Origin of the sequence: Limnobacter thiooxidans, from assembly GCF_036323495.1 — a bacterium.
Taxonomy (GTDB): Bacteria; Pseudomonadota; Gammaproteobacteria; order Burkholderiales; family Burkholderiaceae_B; genus Limnobacter; species Limnobacter thiooxidans.
Window position 1 is genome coordinate 1329748 of record NZ_AP028947.1, and the last position, 14335, is coordinate 1344082.

Genomic DNA, 14335 nt, shown 5'->3' on the forward strand with positions numbered 1-14335 from the left:
TTAGAAACTGAAAATAACGTTGAACAAGAATGAGTAGGGGTCTTTGTCATCCGGAAACAATTCCTTGTAACCTTTGCCCGGCAACAACTTTGCAAACGATCCGTTAATCACGACGTTCTGCGAAAAGAAAGGGCGATACTGAAAGCCCACTGACGCATCAATGCCCAAGTCGGTTGAAGGGGGTCGTTGCTGGCGCAAAACCCCCAACACATTGGTGTTCTCGAATTCCAGCTTGTTCACATTGGCCACCAGGCGCAGTTCAGGCAGCACATCTATATCGGCACCAATGCCCACCAGCAACAGGCCTGGATTGATGAAATTGGATTGCCCCTGTTCCTTGCTGGATCGAAGTGAGGGTAATACACCATTTCTACCCGACAAGGCCACGCCCCCACCGCCCACCAAGGGAATATTCTGGCGGATGAAGAAGCTGGTGTCTGCACCTGCAAATTGGGGGTTCTCGAATATGGCGTCAAAGCCCTCAGCCTTGCCATCGAACGGGTCTTCATCACCCGATGCATACAGGAAACTGCCGCGAAGCCTGAACCAGTCAAAGTCACGCGACACTTCCGTGGCGTGGAAAAACGCGTCAATATCCTGTTCGCGTTGAGCAAGCGGGTGGCGGTCGGTTTTGCCTGTGGCGTAGTAAGTGGACGTGGTGATGTTCATGCGGCCATAGTGGCCGTCACCGCTCAAACCAAAATAGTCCACGTGGTAGGCAAAGGGTTTTTGGTCACCCAGTGAGGATGGGCGCGCCAAAAAACCATTGGCGTCGAAATAGCGTTCGCCATCTTCATCATTGCGGTTGTGAATGTAGGACACCTGGCTGGTAAAGCCGAGGAATGGAAAGTCTTGCCGGTACAGGTTGGCCACGAAGAAATCATCATCGCGCAGGTCCTGGCGAATGTCATTCAGACCGCTGTTGGTGTCTTTCTCGACCCGTTTGAAATAGCCAATGTTGTACTGGTAAATGTTGTTGTTTCTGTTCCCAAACAGACGAATACCCATGGGGAGGTCTTGAAACAAAAACCCCCTGAAGTCGCTGATGAAGGGTTGAATGCCCACGCGCAGGCTGTCGAAATCATAGCGATCCGACACGTTGCGCAGGTGCACGTCCACAAACGCTTCCTGAATGCCGACAAAACCTTCCCGGCGGACTTCGCCGGATGAGGAAGCAATTTTCAGCAATCTGTCTTCATTGACCCGCACATCGGTGTAGTTGAACACGGGTGTCAGGCGGAATTCGTAATCTGGCGGTTTGAAGGTGGTGTTGCCCTTGGTCAGGGACAAACTGACAATCAGGTTGTGGGCAAAAATGGACTGGTCGCCATTGCCAAATATATTCGCTTGCCCACCGGTTGTTGAAGTCGCTGGCGGCACAGGCACCGGGAAATTGCGTTGCTCGTACAGGGTGTCGGCAATCACACCCAGGTTGAAAAACCAGTCGGGGCCCAGTGTGTCTTGCAACACGGGCAAGTCACCCTTGATCACGTTCTGGTTGTAAGGGTCGAACAGCGGAAACTTGAAACCCAGTGACTGCATGATGCGCCAGCGGTCGGGCACAGCCACGGTTTCACGGGGCAGGTTGGGTTGCGGCGGCGGCACTTGGCTGGGGTCAATTACGGGTATGGCCACATCGCGCGGGGCGATGGGTGTGTCGCGGCCAGGAATGGCACGCTGAACCTGCTGCGTTTGAACCTCTGCCTTTTGCGGCAAAACCCCTGGGGTTGCATTGTGTGAAGGCCGAATACCCGTGCCGGGTTGTTCCATCAACACATCTGCGGAAAAAGCGCGGGGTGCAAACACGCCCAAGGCCTGCTCGCCAAACTGGCGGCTGCCTTGTTGTATCCAGCCATTGGTACTTCCCAGCAGACTGTCCTGAATGCGAATTCGATACCAGCCATTTTTTTCCTCAAACGCGTCAAGCAGTTGACCTTTGAAGAACTCGCCAATCGCCCTGGAGTCTTTATCAGGTTTTGCGTAAACCACGCTGCGGTTCTCGAACACCTGAAGCATGACCAAAGGACGTTCTGCGTTTTCGAGCTCTGTCACTTCAGGAATGCCCGCCACTTTGCGGCTGACTTTTTCAACGGTTTGACCGAGTTGCGCAACCAGACTGGGTCGAATGTCGGCCCGTATCTGCGCCCATGCGGGCAAGGGCACCAGCCCTGCAATGATCAGTCCAGCAACCAGAGGTCTCATACGCAGGTGAAAGAGTTTTTTGTTCATGGAGCTGGACACACATTTTGCGCACTGCTGTCATTGAACGGTGTTTGTGGGCACTGCACGTACTTCAAAAACTCACCGGAATTCGACAGTTCATTGGCCGTGAACAAGGTCGAAGGGAACGGGCGCATGGTGCTGCCCACTGCATTTGCGCCGTTGAGTACACCCAGGTAGCCAATCATGTCGTCCTGGTCCACACCGTCGCCAGATACGCCCACTGCACCCACAAGCGTGTCACCTTTGTAAATTGGAAAGCCACCTGGGAAAATCTGCAAGCCATTGGCAAAGCGGTTTTGTCTGCCCGCCGGAATGTTGGTGTCGTCCACGCAGGTCTGGCTTGGGTCAGGCGCGAACTGGTTTCCACCTACCACAGTACGTACAGGCGCACCCAATGTGCCCAGCACCTTGGTGGTCACCACATTCAATTGGAAGCCCACGTTGAATGGGCTCCAGCTGGCCAAAGGCGATGAAAGCGGGCCTTTGGGTTTGCCCTCTTCACCGTCTGGAAAGTAGGGGCGGTGCACATTGCCAATGGCGCGTGCAGAAAAAGCTGCCGTTCCATTCAACACGTTGGCGCTTTGGGTAAAAAAGCTGTTCATGGCCGTGGCAAATGCAGCATGTTGACCATTGTCAATTGCAGAAAAATCGGTGAGGGCTTGCGCTGAGCTAAAGGCCAGTGCTGACCTCGCCTTTTGCACCGAGACATCGGTACCGAAAATTGGTGCATCAGAAGAACGAATCAGACCAAGCACATCCCCATCCGTGTCCACCACACTGACAGTCACCTGTGCAGCAGCGCCCAACGGAAAACGAATCTGGGCTCGTGCCCGATTCGCTGTTTTCATTCCTTCAGCAAGAATATTCTGAACTTCCGCTTGTGTCAGGTTGCTGCCTGCGGTGGGTGGGAAACGCACTGCGGTGTTGTCAGCCGGGTTGGTGATTAAGGTAAATGTGTCCAAGCCGTTGAAGGCCGGGTTGCTGGTGGCCACGTATCCGGATTGGGTTGTGCCATAAGAAGTACCGGCAATGGAATTGGCGGCCGTCTTGTAACCTGCCACTGCGACGTAGTTGCCATTTCCAGCCAGGGGTGCCAGGCCGGCTACAGCCGGAGTGGTGTTTGAAAACTGGAATGTTTGGCCGTTGGCAGTAATGCGGTTGGCCCGGATTGCTTCAGGTGCACGAAAAGTAGCGCTGAGTGCTGCAAATGCGATTTCTTCTTCTAGATCCGTTTCACTGGTCAGGATGTCTCGATCAAGACCATAAATGCCGTTGGTGCCGGCATTAACGGATGAAATCACACCAATGCCACCGATTACCCGCCCTTCCTGATAAATCGGAAAGCCACCCGGATCAGCCGACAAACCGAGCGGAGAACGCTTGGGTCCGATACTGTTGCTTTGGGACAGCCAAACATTCAAATCCGAACAGGGTAGCTGGCTGAATTGCACACCATACAGAGGGCCACTAGGTTGGCCACGCTCGCCAGGTTGAAAAAACTCTTGCACGATCTGGCTGGCGGTGCGTGTGCTGAACGCATTGCCCGTGGAGGACAGGTAAGCCCCGGTAATAGCCTTGGCAATGGCTGCAAGTGTGCTGGGTACAGGGGTGAATCCATCCAGCCCATTTCCATTGGCACCCGGCAGGCCACTTGTAATGGTCGTGTTGGGTGCTGCGTTATTCATTTGGTACACGGCCAGCACATTGCCAACCCGGTCGGTGATGGCAATGGTGGATTGGACACCGCGTGAAATGGAAGCTTGCACTGCGCGGGCCACAATGTCATCGACCTCGGCGGCAGACAGGTTTTGTGTACCAAGCGGTTCAATATTGAAACTGGCCGTGGACGCGCTTCCCCCGCCCCCACCAGCACCGCATGAAATCAATATGAGTGGAGCAGCAAGACAAACCGCTACGCCCATGGCGATTCGATTGAGTTTTGTATTGCCAGTTATAGCCCGTTTGTGCATTGACTTCGTACTCGCTCATTTTTTGTAGTTCAACGAATTCGCAAGGGTGCAAATTCCCGGTTCACTTCGGGTCTGTCTGCTCAAGATACTGCGTTAGCTGGCACTTACTTCGCCGCCACTTCTTTGTTGTGGATGTGGTACTCGTGGCACACACCGCAATTGGACTGCACTTTGTTCAACACTGGCTTGCTGCCTGCATGGCAGGTTTGGCAGCCTTCAATGGCCGGCATCAGCACATCACTGGCTTTGTCTGACTTGTTCGCCTTGTGGCAACTGTCGCAACTTTCAAATTCATGCGCCTTGTGATCAAACTTTGCCATTGGCATCCAGGGGTGGGCCGGGTTCAACTCCGCGATCTCGTACTGTGGCATGCGCGCACCAGAGGTTTTGGTGTTGCCCAAACCCGGCTTGGCTTTTACTTCGTGACATACCGCACAAGCCGTGTTTTCAAACAGCTCAACGGTTGCAAACGCAGCCTGTGCACGCGGGTTCCCGCTCAAGTTCGCCAGATTGGATCGGTTGGGTTCCTTCTCGCCCGGGCGCGCGCGCAGCACAGCGCGTTGAGCATTCACTTTGTTGCGTTCTTCAGGGTGCAATGCCAGGTAACTGTAAAATTCCTCCACTGTGCTCAGTACGGCATTCACCGGACCGTGTGGCACCTGACGATCCGGCAGGGCCGGTTCAAAACTCAGCTTGTGGCATTCCTGGCAATGGTTTTCCATGGTCAGTGGCTTAAATCCTGTTTTGGTGTCAGCAGGCTCATGGCAGTTTGAGCATTGCATCACCACTTTCTTCAAAGGGCTGTCTATGCCCTTGGGGTCCAGGTGAACATCGTGGGGAAATTTCAAGCTGGTTTTTTCAACCACAGGCGTATTGGTCACCATGCGAATTCTTCGCAAATCGCTGGACTCTGGTCCGGTGGCCACTGTAATTCTGAAAGCAGGGTGCCTGTCACCTGCAAAGTCGGCAACTGCCAAGGTGTCGGTTTTTGGGGCCACTGATTTAATGTTCTTGTGGCAATCTGCGCAATTCGCTCCCACGAAATGCTTGTTTTGCTCGGCAAGGCTTTCACGACCCTTGTGGTCTCTGTGGCAACTCGCACACCGACCCTCTTCAAAAGAGGTGTCAGGCTGCGTTTTCTCGCTCACGTGCAAACCCATGTTGCTGTGGCATGCCGTGCAGCTTTCATCCTTGACGCGTGAGAAATCCCCTGCATGGCAGGCTTGGCAATCGCCCTCGAGGTTCGAGTGAGGAGAGGCCAATGGGCCCGGGTTCCAGATCGAATCAAGCGACATTGCAGTGGTGTTTCTGACTTGAGCAAGCGAGTCAATCTGAAGGGCAGGGTGTGCATTCACGGGTAACCTGTCGTACCTGACCTGTTGCGCTTTTTCGGCCACGCCGATTTTTTCCGGGCCAAACAACTCGGGCGATTGCATTGCAACCCAAGGTAATACAAGGAAAGCCAGTAGCATCGGTAAAAAAAAGATCCAGGACAAAGGGCGTTTCAATCCCAGTGGCCTTTGCAGCGCCTTTTGCTCACGTTCAAGTAGGCTTTGTTCTTTTTCGGCCATTTTTGTACTTACCAGTAAATAAATACAGACAACACGTGTGCGATCAGTGCGGCCAATAATCCGAAGGAGCAGGGTACGTGAACGGCCAACCACAATTCAAGCCAGTAACGCATATGGTAATACCGGCGCAATTGTTTCAAGGCTCGCAAACGTTGCACCTGGTTCATGTAGATTGGCGAAAGGTTGTCTGCCTTGGTGATTTCGGTTTGCAAAAACTGCACCGCTTTGTCGGTGTCGCAGTTTTTCACCTTCCCGCTTCGTTGATTGGCACGAGTTTGAAAAATACCCTGTTTCAGTGAAAGCGATACCATGCGTCCAACCATCTCGTTGGCGTTCTTAACCAGTTTTAACGCTTCACGGTCCAGGGATTCAATCTGCGTCACAATTTGTTCCGGACTTTGTCGGTTCAGAACATTGGACATCTCTGCCGGGTAACGCAGGTAAAAACCAAGACCCCACACGCCGGTACCAATCGTCGTCAATGTCAGGATATAAGCCAGCGAATGGATGTTCCAGCCGATCTGAAAGCCTGCATGCAAAGTGGCCACCACGGCCAGCGAAAGGCCCAGGTAAATATGGGCTGAAACCCAACCCCGCAAATTGCCCGATTGATTGTTGTACTGGCGTTTGCGCACGCCAAACCACATCAGCCAAAGGATCAGCAGTGCGCCAACAGTACCCAGTGTGTAGCCCAGCCAGGTTCCACCATTGGCATGGATCGCGGGTTGGTCAATCAGGTAAGCAAACGTGGAAACGAGGGTAAGCAGCAATGCCCATTTCAGGAAAACGAAACGTTTGTAGTTGAACAGGTTGTCCTGAATCATGTTTTTGCGCCGTGGCGAACTTCAGAAAGGATACTGCTCAGGGTTTATGCTGATTTCGGAATATTAGGTAATGTTACGTCATCCTCCGAAATGTTAGTATCCCTACTTCATGTCTGGGGGATAACAATTGAGTCTAAGTGTGGCATTTGTCGGCTTTATCTTCCTGTTTTTTCTCGCTTTTTCTATCTATCGGTCATGGAGTGGTTTTTTTGATTCCAATGTGCTGAAAGCCTCACCTGAACAGGCCAATCATGCCAACAGTCCAGAATGGCGCGCATTTATCGATCGGCGGCAAGAAATCGAGAATGATCCCATGCTGGATGATCAAGGAAAAAAAAACCTGATCGAAAATTGGCAGGCCATGGCCATTGAAAGCAAACCGCACATGGCGGAATCCGGTGCCCCTTCCATCCAATCTTTGGCCAACGCTTTGCCGTTGGGTATTCCTGGCTTTGTGGCCGGTGTGTTGGCCACTGCCGTGTTGTTTACCTATCTGGTGGGTGCCATGCATCCCGGCGCATTGACCTGGCCTGAAATTGGCAGCCAGGCCCGCACGGGTCCAACTGCAGAACAAGCCGTAGCAGCAACGGCCGGGCATCCCGGTGATGGCGCCAGTCTCGAAGACCGTTTGGCGGGCTTGAAAGAAAGGCTTGCCCAACAGCCAGACGATTTGCGTGGTTGGGTGTTGCTGGCACGCACCCATGCATCCATGTCCAATTTCACCGAAAGTGCCAATGCCTTGAAAAAAGCGCTGGAATTGACCCCGGGTCACCCCGACATTCTGGCTGACCTGGCAGACATGACTGCAATGGTTCAGGGCCGCCAACTGGCGGGGGAACCAGAACAATACATCGCAGCTGCCTTGCAAAGCGACCCTCGTCACGAGAAAGCCCTGGCTTTGGCGGCCAGCGCTGCCGAGCAATCGGGTGACCAGGCCAGAGCCCAGGTTTACTGGCAGTTGCTCAGCCAGGTTCAGCAGGCCAATCTGAAGAATCCTGCGACACAGGTGGAGTCGCCCGCAGAACCTTCAGCAACCAACGCGTTAACCACAGTACGGGTGAATGTGCCTTTGGCTGCCTTGAACCAGATGAATGTGGACTCTGCCCTGTTTGTCTTCTTGAAGGCCGAACCCGGGCCTGGCAAACCCTTGGCGGTAGTCCGTGTGCCTGTCACTCAGTTGAAGGCCGGGGAGCAGTCTATTCAAATCGGGGCCAACGACCTTCTGGACGTAGGCAGCGTGAATCAATTGCCCGCCGTTGTGCATGTGCAGGCCCGCCTCTCCATTCAGGGAATAGCTCAAACCGGTTTAGGCGACATTCAGTCCGGGTTTTTGGCTGTTGATGTCAGCCAACTGGCCAATGGCATCGGCTTGAAGTTGCCTGAACGGCCGTCCAAGCCATAATGCGCGCTGAACTGACTACACAGGGTTTGCAAATTCATTGCAGCACATTGCAGGCTGCAGGTGTCACGCTGGCCGAGAATTTGCAGTTCATGCTACACCCGGGCGAGTTGAACGTGCTTCGGGGTGCCAATGGCGTGGGCAAGTCAACCTTGTTAAGGGGAATGGCCAATTCACTGCCAGGCCAGGCTGTCCTGTTCAAACCTGAATATGGTTTGCGCGATGAACTGCTGGTCAGCGAACAACTGGAATTTGTGCTTGAACACGCAGGCCAGAAGGAAATGCAGCTTGACGATTTGCTCGAGAAAGTGGGTTTGACCGACTGGCAACATGAGCGGGTTGGTACCTTGTCGTCCGGACAGCGCGCCCGCCTGGGCCTGTGTGCGTTTTTGGCTGGGCATTTCAAAGTGTGGCTTCTGGACGAACCTTTGAATGCGCTTGATGTGGATGGGCAAGCCCTGTTGGCCGATGCTGTTGCAACTCATTTTCAGGCTGGGGGTATTGTTCTCATGGCGACACACGTTGACCCGGCTGTGATGTTGGCGCACATGCCAGGTATCTGCCTGAAGGCAGGCTTGCTTGAAAAGGGTAAGCTGACGGGTAACTTGTCGGAGTACGTTTCAAACCACAACGCACCGTCTGCGGTTCTGCTCAAACGAATGGTGCCGCTGTCGGTCTTGCTCCGGCGTGAACTGGCGGTACTGTGGGGCAATCCGCAAGCTTTGTTGTGGGGCGCCTTGTTTCACTGGATGATCTTGAGTTTTTTTGGAATTGGTCTTGGCAACCCTGGTGTCGAATTTTCCCGTGTGGCTGTCTGGGTCAGCTTGTTGCTGGCCACCTTGTTGAGCGCCAAAGACTGGTTTCTTGAAGACCACCGGGTTGGCTGGCTACGCTGGCTTTCCCACCTTAATCCGGACAATCTCGGTACTTATTGGCTTGTGCGCGTGCTGACCCTGACCCTGTCACAAATCGCGGTACTGGTGCCGGTCACGGGCTTGGTTGCGTTGCAGTTTGGGCTTTCAGGTTTGCAGTCGTTGCAGTTGATCGTTGCACTGGCTGCCGGCTTGTGGGCCATCACTCCCTTGCTGGCTCTCATCGCGCTGTTGGTCATGTTGACCCGGGGTGGTGCCGTGTTGGTGTATTTGTTGGCCTTGCCCTTGCTGGTACCGGTGTTGATATTCGGGCTTGAAGCCAGTCAAGCCAATGACATGGGGCGCAGCGCCTTTCCGCCACTGGCTGTGTTGGCCAGTCTGGGCTTGCTGCTGTGCTTGTTGGGCCCGTTGGTGGTCAAAAGGCTTGTCGCCTTGATACAGGAATGATTATGTTTGGGCAGCTTGCATCTCCCCCCAGGTTTCACGCACTGGCCAGTTGGCTGTGGGTCTGGCTGCTCGCAGCGGGCGCACTGCTGCTGGCATTTGGTTTGTACACTGGTTTGTATCTTGCACCTGTGGATGTTCAGCAAGGCGAGGTGTACCGCGCCATTTATGTGCATGTGCCGGCAGCGTGGATGTCCATGTTTCTGTATCTGGTGGCCTGTGGATATGCCATGCTGAACTGGGTGTACCGCAGTGATGTGTCTGCAGTCCTGATGCGCGCGCTATTGCCCACAGGCGCATGGATGACGGTGCTGGCACTGGTCACTGGTGCGCTGTGGGGCAAACCCACCTGGGGAACCTATTGGGTTTGGGATGCGCGAATGACCTCCGAGCTGCTGTTGCTGTTTATTTATCTTGGCCTGATGGCCTTGGGGCAGTTGGCAACCGACCCGGCCAAAGCAGATCGTATTGTGTCGATAGGCCTGCTGATTGGCGCGGTCAATATTCCCCTGATCTATTTGTCAGTCGTGTTCTGGAATACTTTGCACCAAGGCTACAGCGTGTCCATGTCGGGCAATCGCATTCACCCTGAAATCGCAACCGGCATGTGGTTGTGTGTGTTGGGTTTCTGGTTGGTGTGCGCCAGCACCGTCTTGAACAGGGCGCGGCGTTTGCTTGTACAAAGGCGCTGGGCATGAGCCATTACCTCGATGGAGTTCGATGATGAATTTTGACGCGTGGCAGACCATCTGGCTGTGTGTGGTTTGTAGTGTGCTCGTGTTGGGGATTGACAGTGTTCTGGCCCACCGTGCGGGCCCAACGAAAACGGAACTGGCCCGAAAAAGGCAACGAAGTAATCGCACGGCCCAGCGGGGCGAAGGCAAGATCAATGAATAAGAGAATGAGCAATGCGCGCGCCTATCGCGCAGCCTGGTTGGCTGCAATTGTTGTGGTGGCTTTGGGATTTGGAATTGCCTTGGTGAAAGTGTTCAATGAAAACCTGGTTTTCTTTTACACACCCACGCAAATTTTAAGTGGTGATGTGCCGCAAGGTGAAAAAACCTATCGCCTGGGCGGTATGGTCGAAGTGGGCAGCGTTCAGCGCGAGGCCGATTCCCTCAAGGTGAGCTTCGTGGTTACAGACCTGAACAACAAAGTACCAGTCCAGTTCAACGGCATTCTGCCGGACCTGTTCAAGGAAGGCACCGGTGTGGTTGCCGATGGCCAATGGGATGGCACTACCTTCGTGGCCTCGGAAGTACTGGCAAAGCACGATGAAGACTACATGCCACCAGGGGTTGCCCAGTGATCGCATTCATTTCGCAATTCAGCCTTGCCCTGGCCACAGTGTTGGCTCTATTTGGCGCATGGGCAGGTTTCCGTGCAGTGAAAGGTGTGTACACCCATGCACCTGCAGTGCCCTTGTTGATTGCTGTTCAACGTAATGTACTTCTGGTTTTCGGCCTGGTTTGCGTGTCCTTTCTCGGTCTGATTTATTCTTTTGTCGTCAGTGATTTTTCAGTGCGCAACGTGGCGGAAAACTCCAACCTCGCCCTGCCGGTGTTTTACAAAATCGCGGCCAGTTGGGGTTCTCACGAGGGTTCATTTCTGCTTTGGGTGCTCATGTTTGCTGCCTGGACCCAGGCTGTGGCGTGGGCCCGTTTTGAGGTGTCCGCCTGTTTCAAGGTTCGGGTGCTTGCCACCTTGCAATTGGTGTTGGTTGGCTTTTTGATGTACCTGCTGCTGGCCAGCAACCCCTTTGAGTATTTGTCGCCCACACCTCTGGATGGGCGCGACCTCAACCCGTTGCTGCAAGACATCATCATGATCATCCACCCACCCATGCTGTACATGGGCTACGTCGGTTTTGCGGTGACCTTTGCCTTCGCCGTGGCTGGTTTGCTTGAAGGGCGCTTTGACATGACCTGGGCCCGCTGGAGCCGACCCTGGACCAATGTGGCCTGGGCATTCCTGACGGTGGGTATTGCCCTGGGCAGCTGGTGGGCTTACCGCGAGCTGGGTTGGGGTGGTTGGTGGTTTTGGGATCCCGTTGAAAATGCATCCCTGATGCCCTGGCTGGCCGGCACTGCTCTGATCCATTCACTGGCCGTGTCCGAAAAGCGGGGCACCCTGCGCAGCTGGACCCTGTTGCTGGCATTGACCACATTTGCCTTGTCCCTGCTGGGGACCTTTCTGGTTCGTTCAGGCGTGCTCACATCCGTGCATGCCTTTGCAACCGACCCCGAGCGCGGTGTGTTCATATTGGCACTGCTGTTTCTGGTGGTGGGTTCGTCATATGTCCTTTACGCCATGAAAACAGGCGAGGTGGGGCAGGGGGGCGATTTCAAGGCGACGGGGCGTGAATCCCTCTTGCTCTCCAACAATGTGTTGATGAGCGCTGCTCTGGTGACTGTGATGCTGGGCACCTTGTACCCATTGGTCGTCGAAGTGATCGGTGGCCGAAAAATGTCGGTGGGTCAGCCTTATTTTGAGGCTTTGTTCGCCCCGATTTTGCTGCCTGCTGTTCTTTTGATGGCCTTGGGCCCTGACTCGCGCTGGCGTGAAACCTCTCTGGCCCAATACATCAAACCGGGTGCTGTGGCGCTCGGTGTTGCGCTTCTGGTTTTGCTGGGTGCAGCCTTGATCAATGGGCATTTCAGCATGCTGTGGGCTGCTGGTGTTGTGTGTGCCGTATTCATGGCAGTGGCCACACTGGCACATGCTGCCACTGCCACGCGCAAGGCTGGTTCCTCGGTTCCGCAAAGTGGCCTGCTGTATCGCATGCGACGTCTGTCACTTTCCTATTGGGGCATGGTGCTTGCGCACCTCGGTGTGGCTGTGTTTGTGGTGGGTGTCAGTTGGGTGAAAACTTTTGAAACCGAAACCGATGCAGTCCTGAAGCCGGGCGAAACTACGGAGATCGGACCGTGGCGTGTCACCTTCATTGGTGTGGATTCTGTTCAACGACAAAATCACGTGGCTGCATTGGGTGTATTCGAGTTAACGCGTGGCGATGGAACCCTGATTCACCTGCTGGAACCAGAGAAGCGGCGTTATCAAAGTTCGGAGCAAACCATGACGGAGGCTGCCATTCACACAGACCTGTTTTCTGATGTCTACATCAGCTTGGGCGACGCGGTTCAAAGCAGCACAAGCGCGGGTAGCTGGGGCGTGCGCTTGTATTACAAACCCTTGATCAACCTGATTTGGTGGGGGTGCGCCCTCATGGCCCTCGGTGGCCTGCTCACAGTTTTCGACAGGCGTTATCGTCCCAAAAAGAATGGACAGTCGGCATGATCAAAAAACGCCTCCGCCTGTATTTGCCATTCCTGGTTCTGTTGTTTCTGGGTGTTTTTTTGCTTCGCGGTTTGTGGCTTGATCCAAAAAAACTGCCCTCTGCACTGATTGGCAAGTCTGTACCCGCTGCTGTCTTGCCCGTGCTCAGTTTTCAGGGCAGTGAAGCCGAGGCCATGCAAGTGGCTGATGTCCGCCTTCTTCAGCGAATTGACGAGCTCAACGGCCAGCCTTGGGTATTGAATGTTTTCGCATCATGGTGTCAGGCCTGTTTGATCGAGCATCCGCATTTTCTCGAATTGGCCAAACAAAAGAAAATCCGTTTGGTCGGTTTGGCTTACAAAGATGACCTCGCCAATACCCGTCGATGGCTAAACCAATATGGCAATCCGTATGACCTGATTCTGATTGACCAGAATGGACAATATGGGATTGAACTGGGTGTTTATGGTGTGCCGGAAACATTTCTAATGAATTCAAAAAACACAATTATTCACAAACAGGTTGGGCCAGTACCCACGGATTATTTCCAAAGCATGGCACTGCCAGCCATTGAGGCCTCGCGATGAATGTGAACGATTTGAATCAATCTGAAAAAGCCCAATACAAGGAAGTGGCCAGTGAATTGCGTTGCCTGGTGTGCCAAAACCAGTCACTCGCGGATTCCCACGCCTCATTGGCTGTGGATCTGAAAGAAAAAATTGCCGAGCAAATTCGCGCGGGCAAAACAAGCGAAGAAATTAAAAGTTACATGCAGGACAGATACGGCGAGTTTGTCATTTACAAGCCCGCTTACAGTGTGGAAAATGCGGCACTTTGGTTGGGGCCATTTGTTGTTCTGGTCATTGCCATATTCATGGCCCGCAAAGTAGTTCGGACCAGCAAGGTCAGGCCGACTCAGGAAGCTCAATCTAAAAATGCTGACAAAGCCTGGGCTGAAGAGCTGTACAAGCGCAGTTCGAAAACCAGGTGAAACGAATTCAGCTGCCCTTGAAGGAAGTCGGGGTATTCCCTCGGATCCATTGTGCAGCCCGAATACTTCTTTTGGGCCGCATGGTAAACAATTCAATGCTGAATGTGAATGCAGAGTATTATCAAAAGAGATTCTCTTGACGTATGGAACACTCAATGCCTGTTTCTTCAAAAACCACCAGAAATAGGTCTCATCTTCGGGCTGAAGCAGCTTTCCGCTTAAAAATCGGAATCGCCTCGGGAACCGAGTGGTCACTCAACGCGGACACACTCGCTTTGCTGTTTCGCTTGGCCAGCTCCCCGGACACCGTGATGGATGGTTTGAAGTTGCTGCATGAATTGCAAACGCATCAAGTTGAACTGGAAATGCAGCATCAGGAGCTTGAACGTGGCGCTCAGCTGTACAACAAGCAACTGGGACACTTCAAGGCCCTCTTTGAACATGCACCTTTCGGCTATCTGGTCGTGAAAGAAGATGGTGTGATCACGGAGAGTAACCAGGCTGCTGCAAGACTCCTCGGCTTGAAGCACAAGACCTGCAACGGTCGTGTTTTTGAAAGTTTTTGCACATCGTTGAGTGCCTACGCATTGCAGGACCTGTTGAAACATCCTTCTTTTGATGGTTCCCCGCAGGTTTGCGTGCTTGAACTAAAGCCGGCAGAGGAGCGCCCCAAGCGTATCCAGGTGTTGATTACCCGTTCACCCGACACTGGTGTCTTTTTCTTCGGATTGTCCAGTTATGACCAATTGCTGAAGCTTTGATCAA

General features: G+C 53.6%; 13 protein-coding genes. 9 read left to right on the forward strand and 4 right to left on the reverse strand.

The window, feature by feature from the left end:
• The 4 genes from RGQ30_RS06050 to RGQ30_RS06065 all read right to left on the reverse strand — a co-directional run bounded on the left by RGQ30_RS06050 (window position 1) and on the right by RGQ30_RS06065 (window position 6588).
• Complete coding sequence (locus RGQ30_RS06050; RefSeq protein WP_130556775.1) at window positions 1–2229, reverse strand: SH3 domain-containing protein; 2229 nt, start codon at window positions 2227–2229, stop codon at window positions 1–3.
• Window positions 2226–4145, reverse strand: coding sequence for a heme-binding protein (locus RGQ30_RS06055; RefSeq protein ID WP_130557005.1), 1920 nt, complete (start codon window positions 4143–4145; stop codon window positions 2226–2228). The genes RGQ30_RS06050 and RGQ30_RS06055 overlap by 4 nt, the downstream gene beginning before the upstream one ends.
• Window positions 4146–4297: 152 nt before the next feature.
• A complete protein-coding gene (locus RGQ30_RS06060; protein ID WP_338284844.1) occupies window positions 4298–5629 on the reverse strand; it encodes a cytochrome c3 family protein in 1332 nt (443 codons plus the stop codon).
• Window positions 5630–5772: 143 nt separating this feature from the next.
• Window positions 5773–6588, reverse strand: a complete 816-nt coding sequence (locus RGQ30_RS06065; RefSeq protein WP_130556772.1) for a hypothetical protein — start codon at window positions 6586–6588, stop codon at window positions 5773–5775.
• Window positions 6589–6715: 127 nt separating this feature from the next.
• Between RGQ30_RS06065 and RGQ30_RS06070 the strand changes: the two genes are divergently transcribed.
• From RGQ30_RS06070 to RGQ30_RS06110, 9 genes are all read left to right on the forward strand, one after another.
• Window positions 6716–7990 carry a TPR domain-containing protein gene (locus RGQ30_RS06070; RefSeq protein WP_130556770.1) on the forward strand — a complete coding sequence of 425 codons (1275 nt, stop codon included), beginning with the start codon at window positions 6716–6718 and terminating at the stop codon, window positions 7988–7990.
• Window positions 7990–9306 carry an ATP-binding cassette domain-containing protein gene (locus RGQ30_RS06075; protein ID WP_130556768.1) on the forward strand — a complete coding sequence of 439 codons (1317 nt, stop codon included), beginning with the start codon at window positions 7990–7992 and terminating at the stop codon, window positions 9304–9306. Before RGQ30_RS06070 ends, RGQ30_RS06075 begins: the two co-directional genes overlap by 1 nt.
• Window positions 9307–9308: 2 nt before the next feature.
• Window positions 9309–10001, forward strand: coding sequence for a heme ABC transporter permease CcmC (gene ccmC, locus RGQ30_RS06080; protein WP_298217538.1), 693 nt, complete (start codon window positions 9309–9311; stop codon window positions 9999–10001).
• 25 nt (window positions 10002–10026) lie between these two features.
• On the forward strand, window positions 10027–10200 hold the full coding sequence (locus RGQ30_RS06085) for a hypothetical protein (RefSeq protein ID WP_298217536.1): 174 nt from the start codon (window positions 10027–10029) through the stop codon (window positions 10198–10200).
• The gene (gene ccmE, locus RGQ30_RS06090; protein WP_298217535.1) at window positions 10193–10612 is read left to right on the forward strand and encodes a cytochrome c maturation protein CcmE; all 420 of its coding nucleotides are present in this window, start codon (window positions 10193–10195) and stop codon (window positions 10610–10612) included. The genes RGQ30_RS06085 and ccmE overlap by 8 nt, the downstream gene beginning before the upstream one ends.
• Window positions 10609–12600, forward strand: coding sequence for a heme lyase CcmF/NrfE family subunit (locus tag RGQ30_RS06095; RefSeq protein WP_130556766.1), 1992 nt, complete (start codon window positions 10609–10611; stop codon window positions 12598–12600). The genes ccmE and RGQ30_RS06095 overlap by 4 nt, the downstream gene beginning before the upstream one ends.
• The gene (locus tag RGQ30_RS06100; RefSeq protein ID WP_130556764.1) at window positions 12597–13166 is read left to right on the forward strand and encodes a DsbE family thiol:disulfide interchange protein; all 570 of its coding nucleotides are present in this window, start codon (window positions 12597–12599) and stop codon (window positions 13164–13166) included. The genes RGQ30_RS06095 and RGQ30_RS06100 overlap by 4 nt, the downstream gene beginning before the upstream one ends.
• Window positions 13163–13570 (forward strand): cytochrome c-type biogenesis protein, encoded by a 408-nt coding sequence (locus tag RGQ30_RS06105; RefSeq protein WP_130556762.1) that lies wholly within the window; start codon window positions 13163–13165, stop codon window positions 13568–13570. The genes RGQ30_RS06100 and RGQ30_RS06105 overlap by 4 nt, the downstream gene beginning before the upstream one ends.
• A 155-nt stretch (window positions 13571–13725) precedes the next feature.
• Window positions 13726–14331, forward strand: coding sequence for a PAS domain-containing protein (locus tag RGQ30_RS06110; protein WP_298217530.1), 606 nt, complete (start codon window positions 13726–13728; stop codon window positions 14329–14331).
• Window positions 14332–14335: the final 4 nt, after the last annotated feature.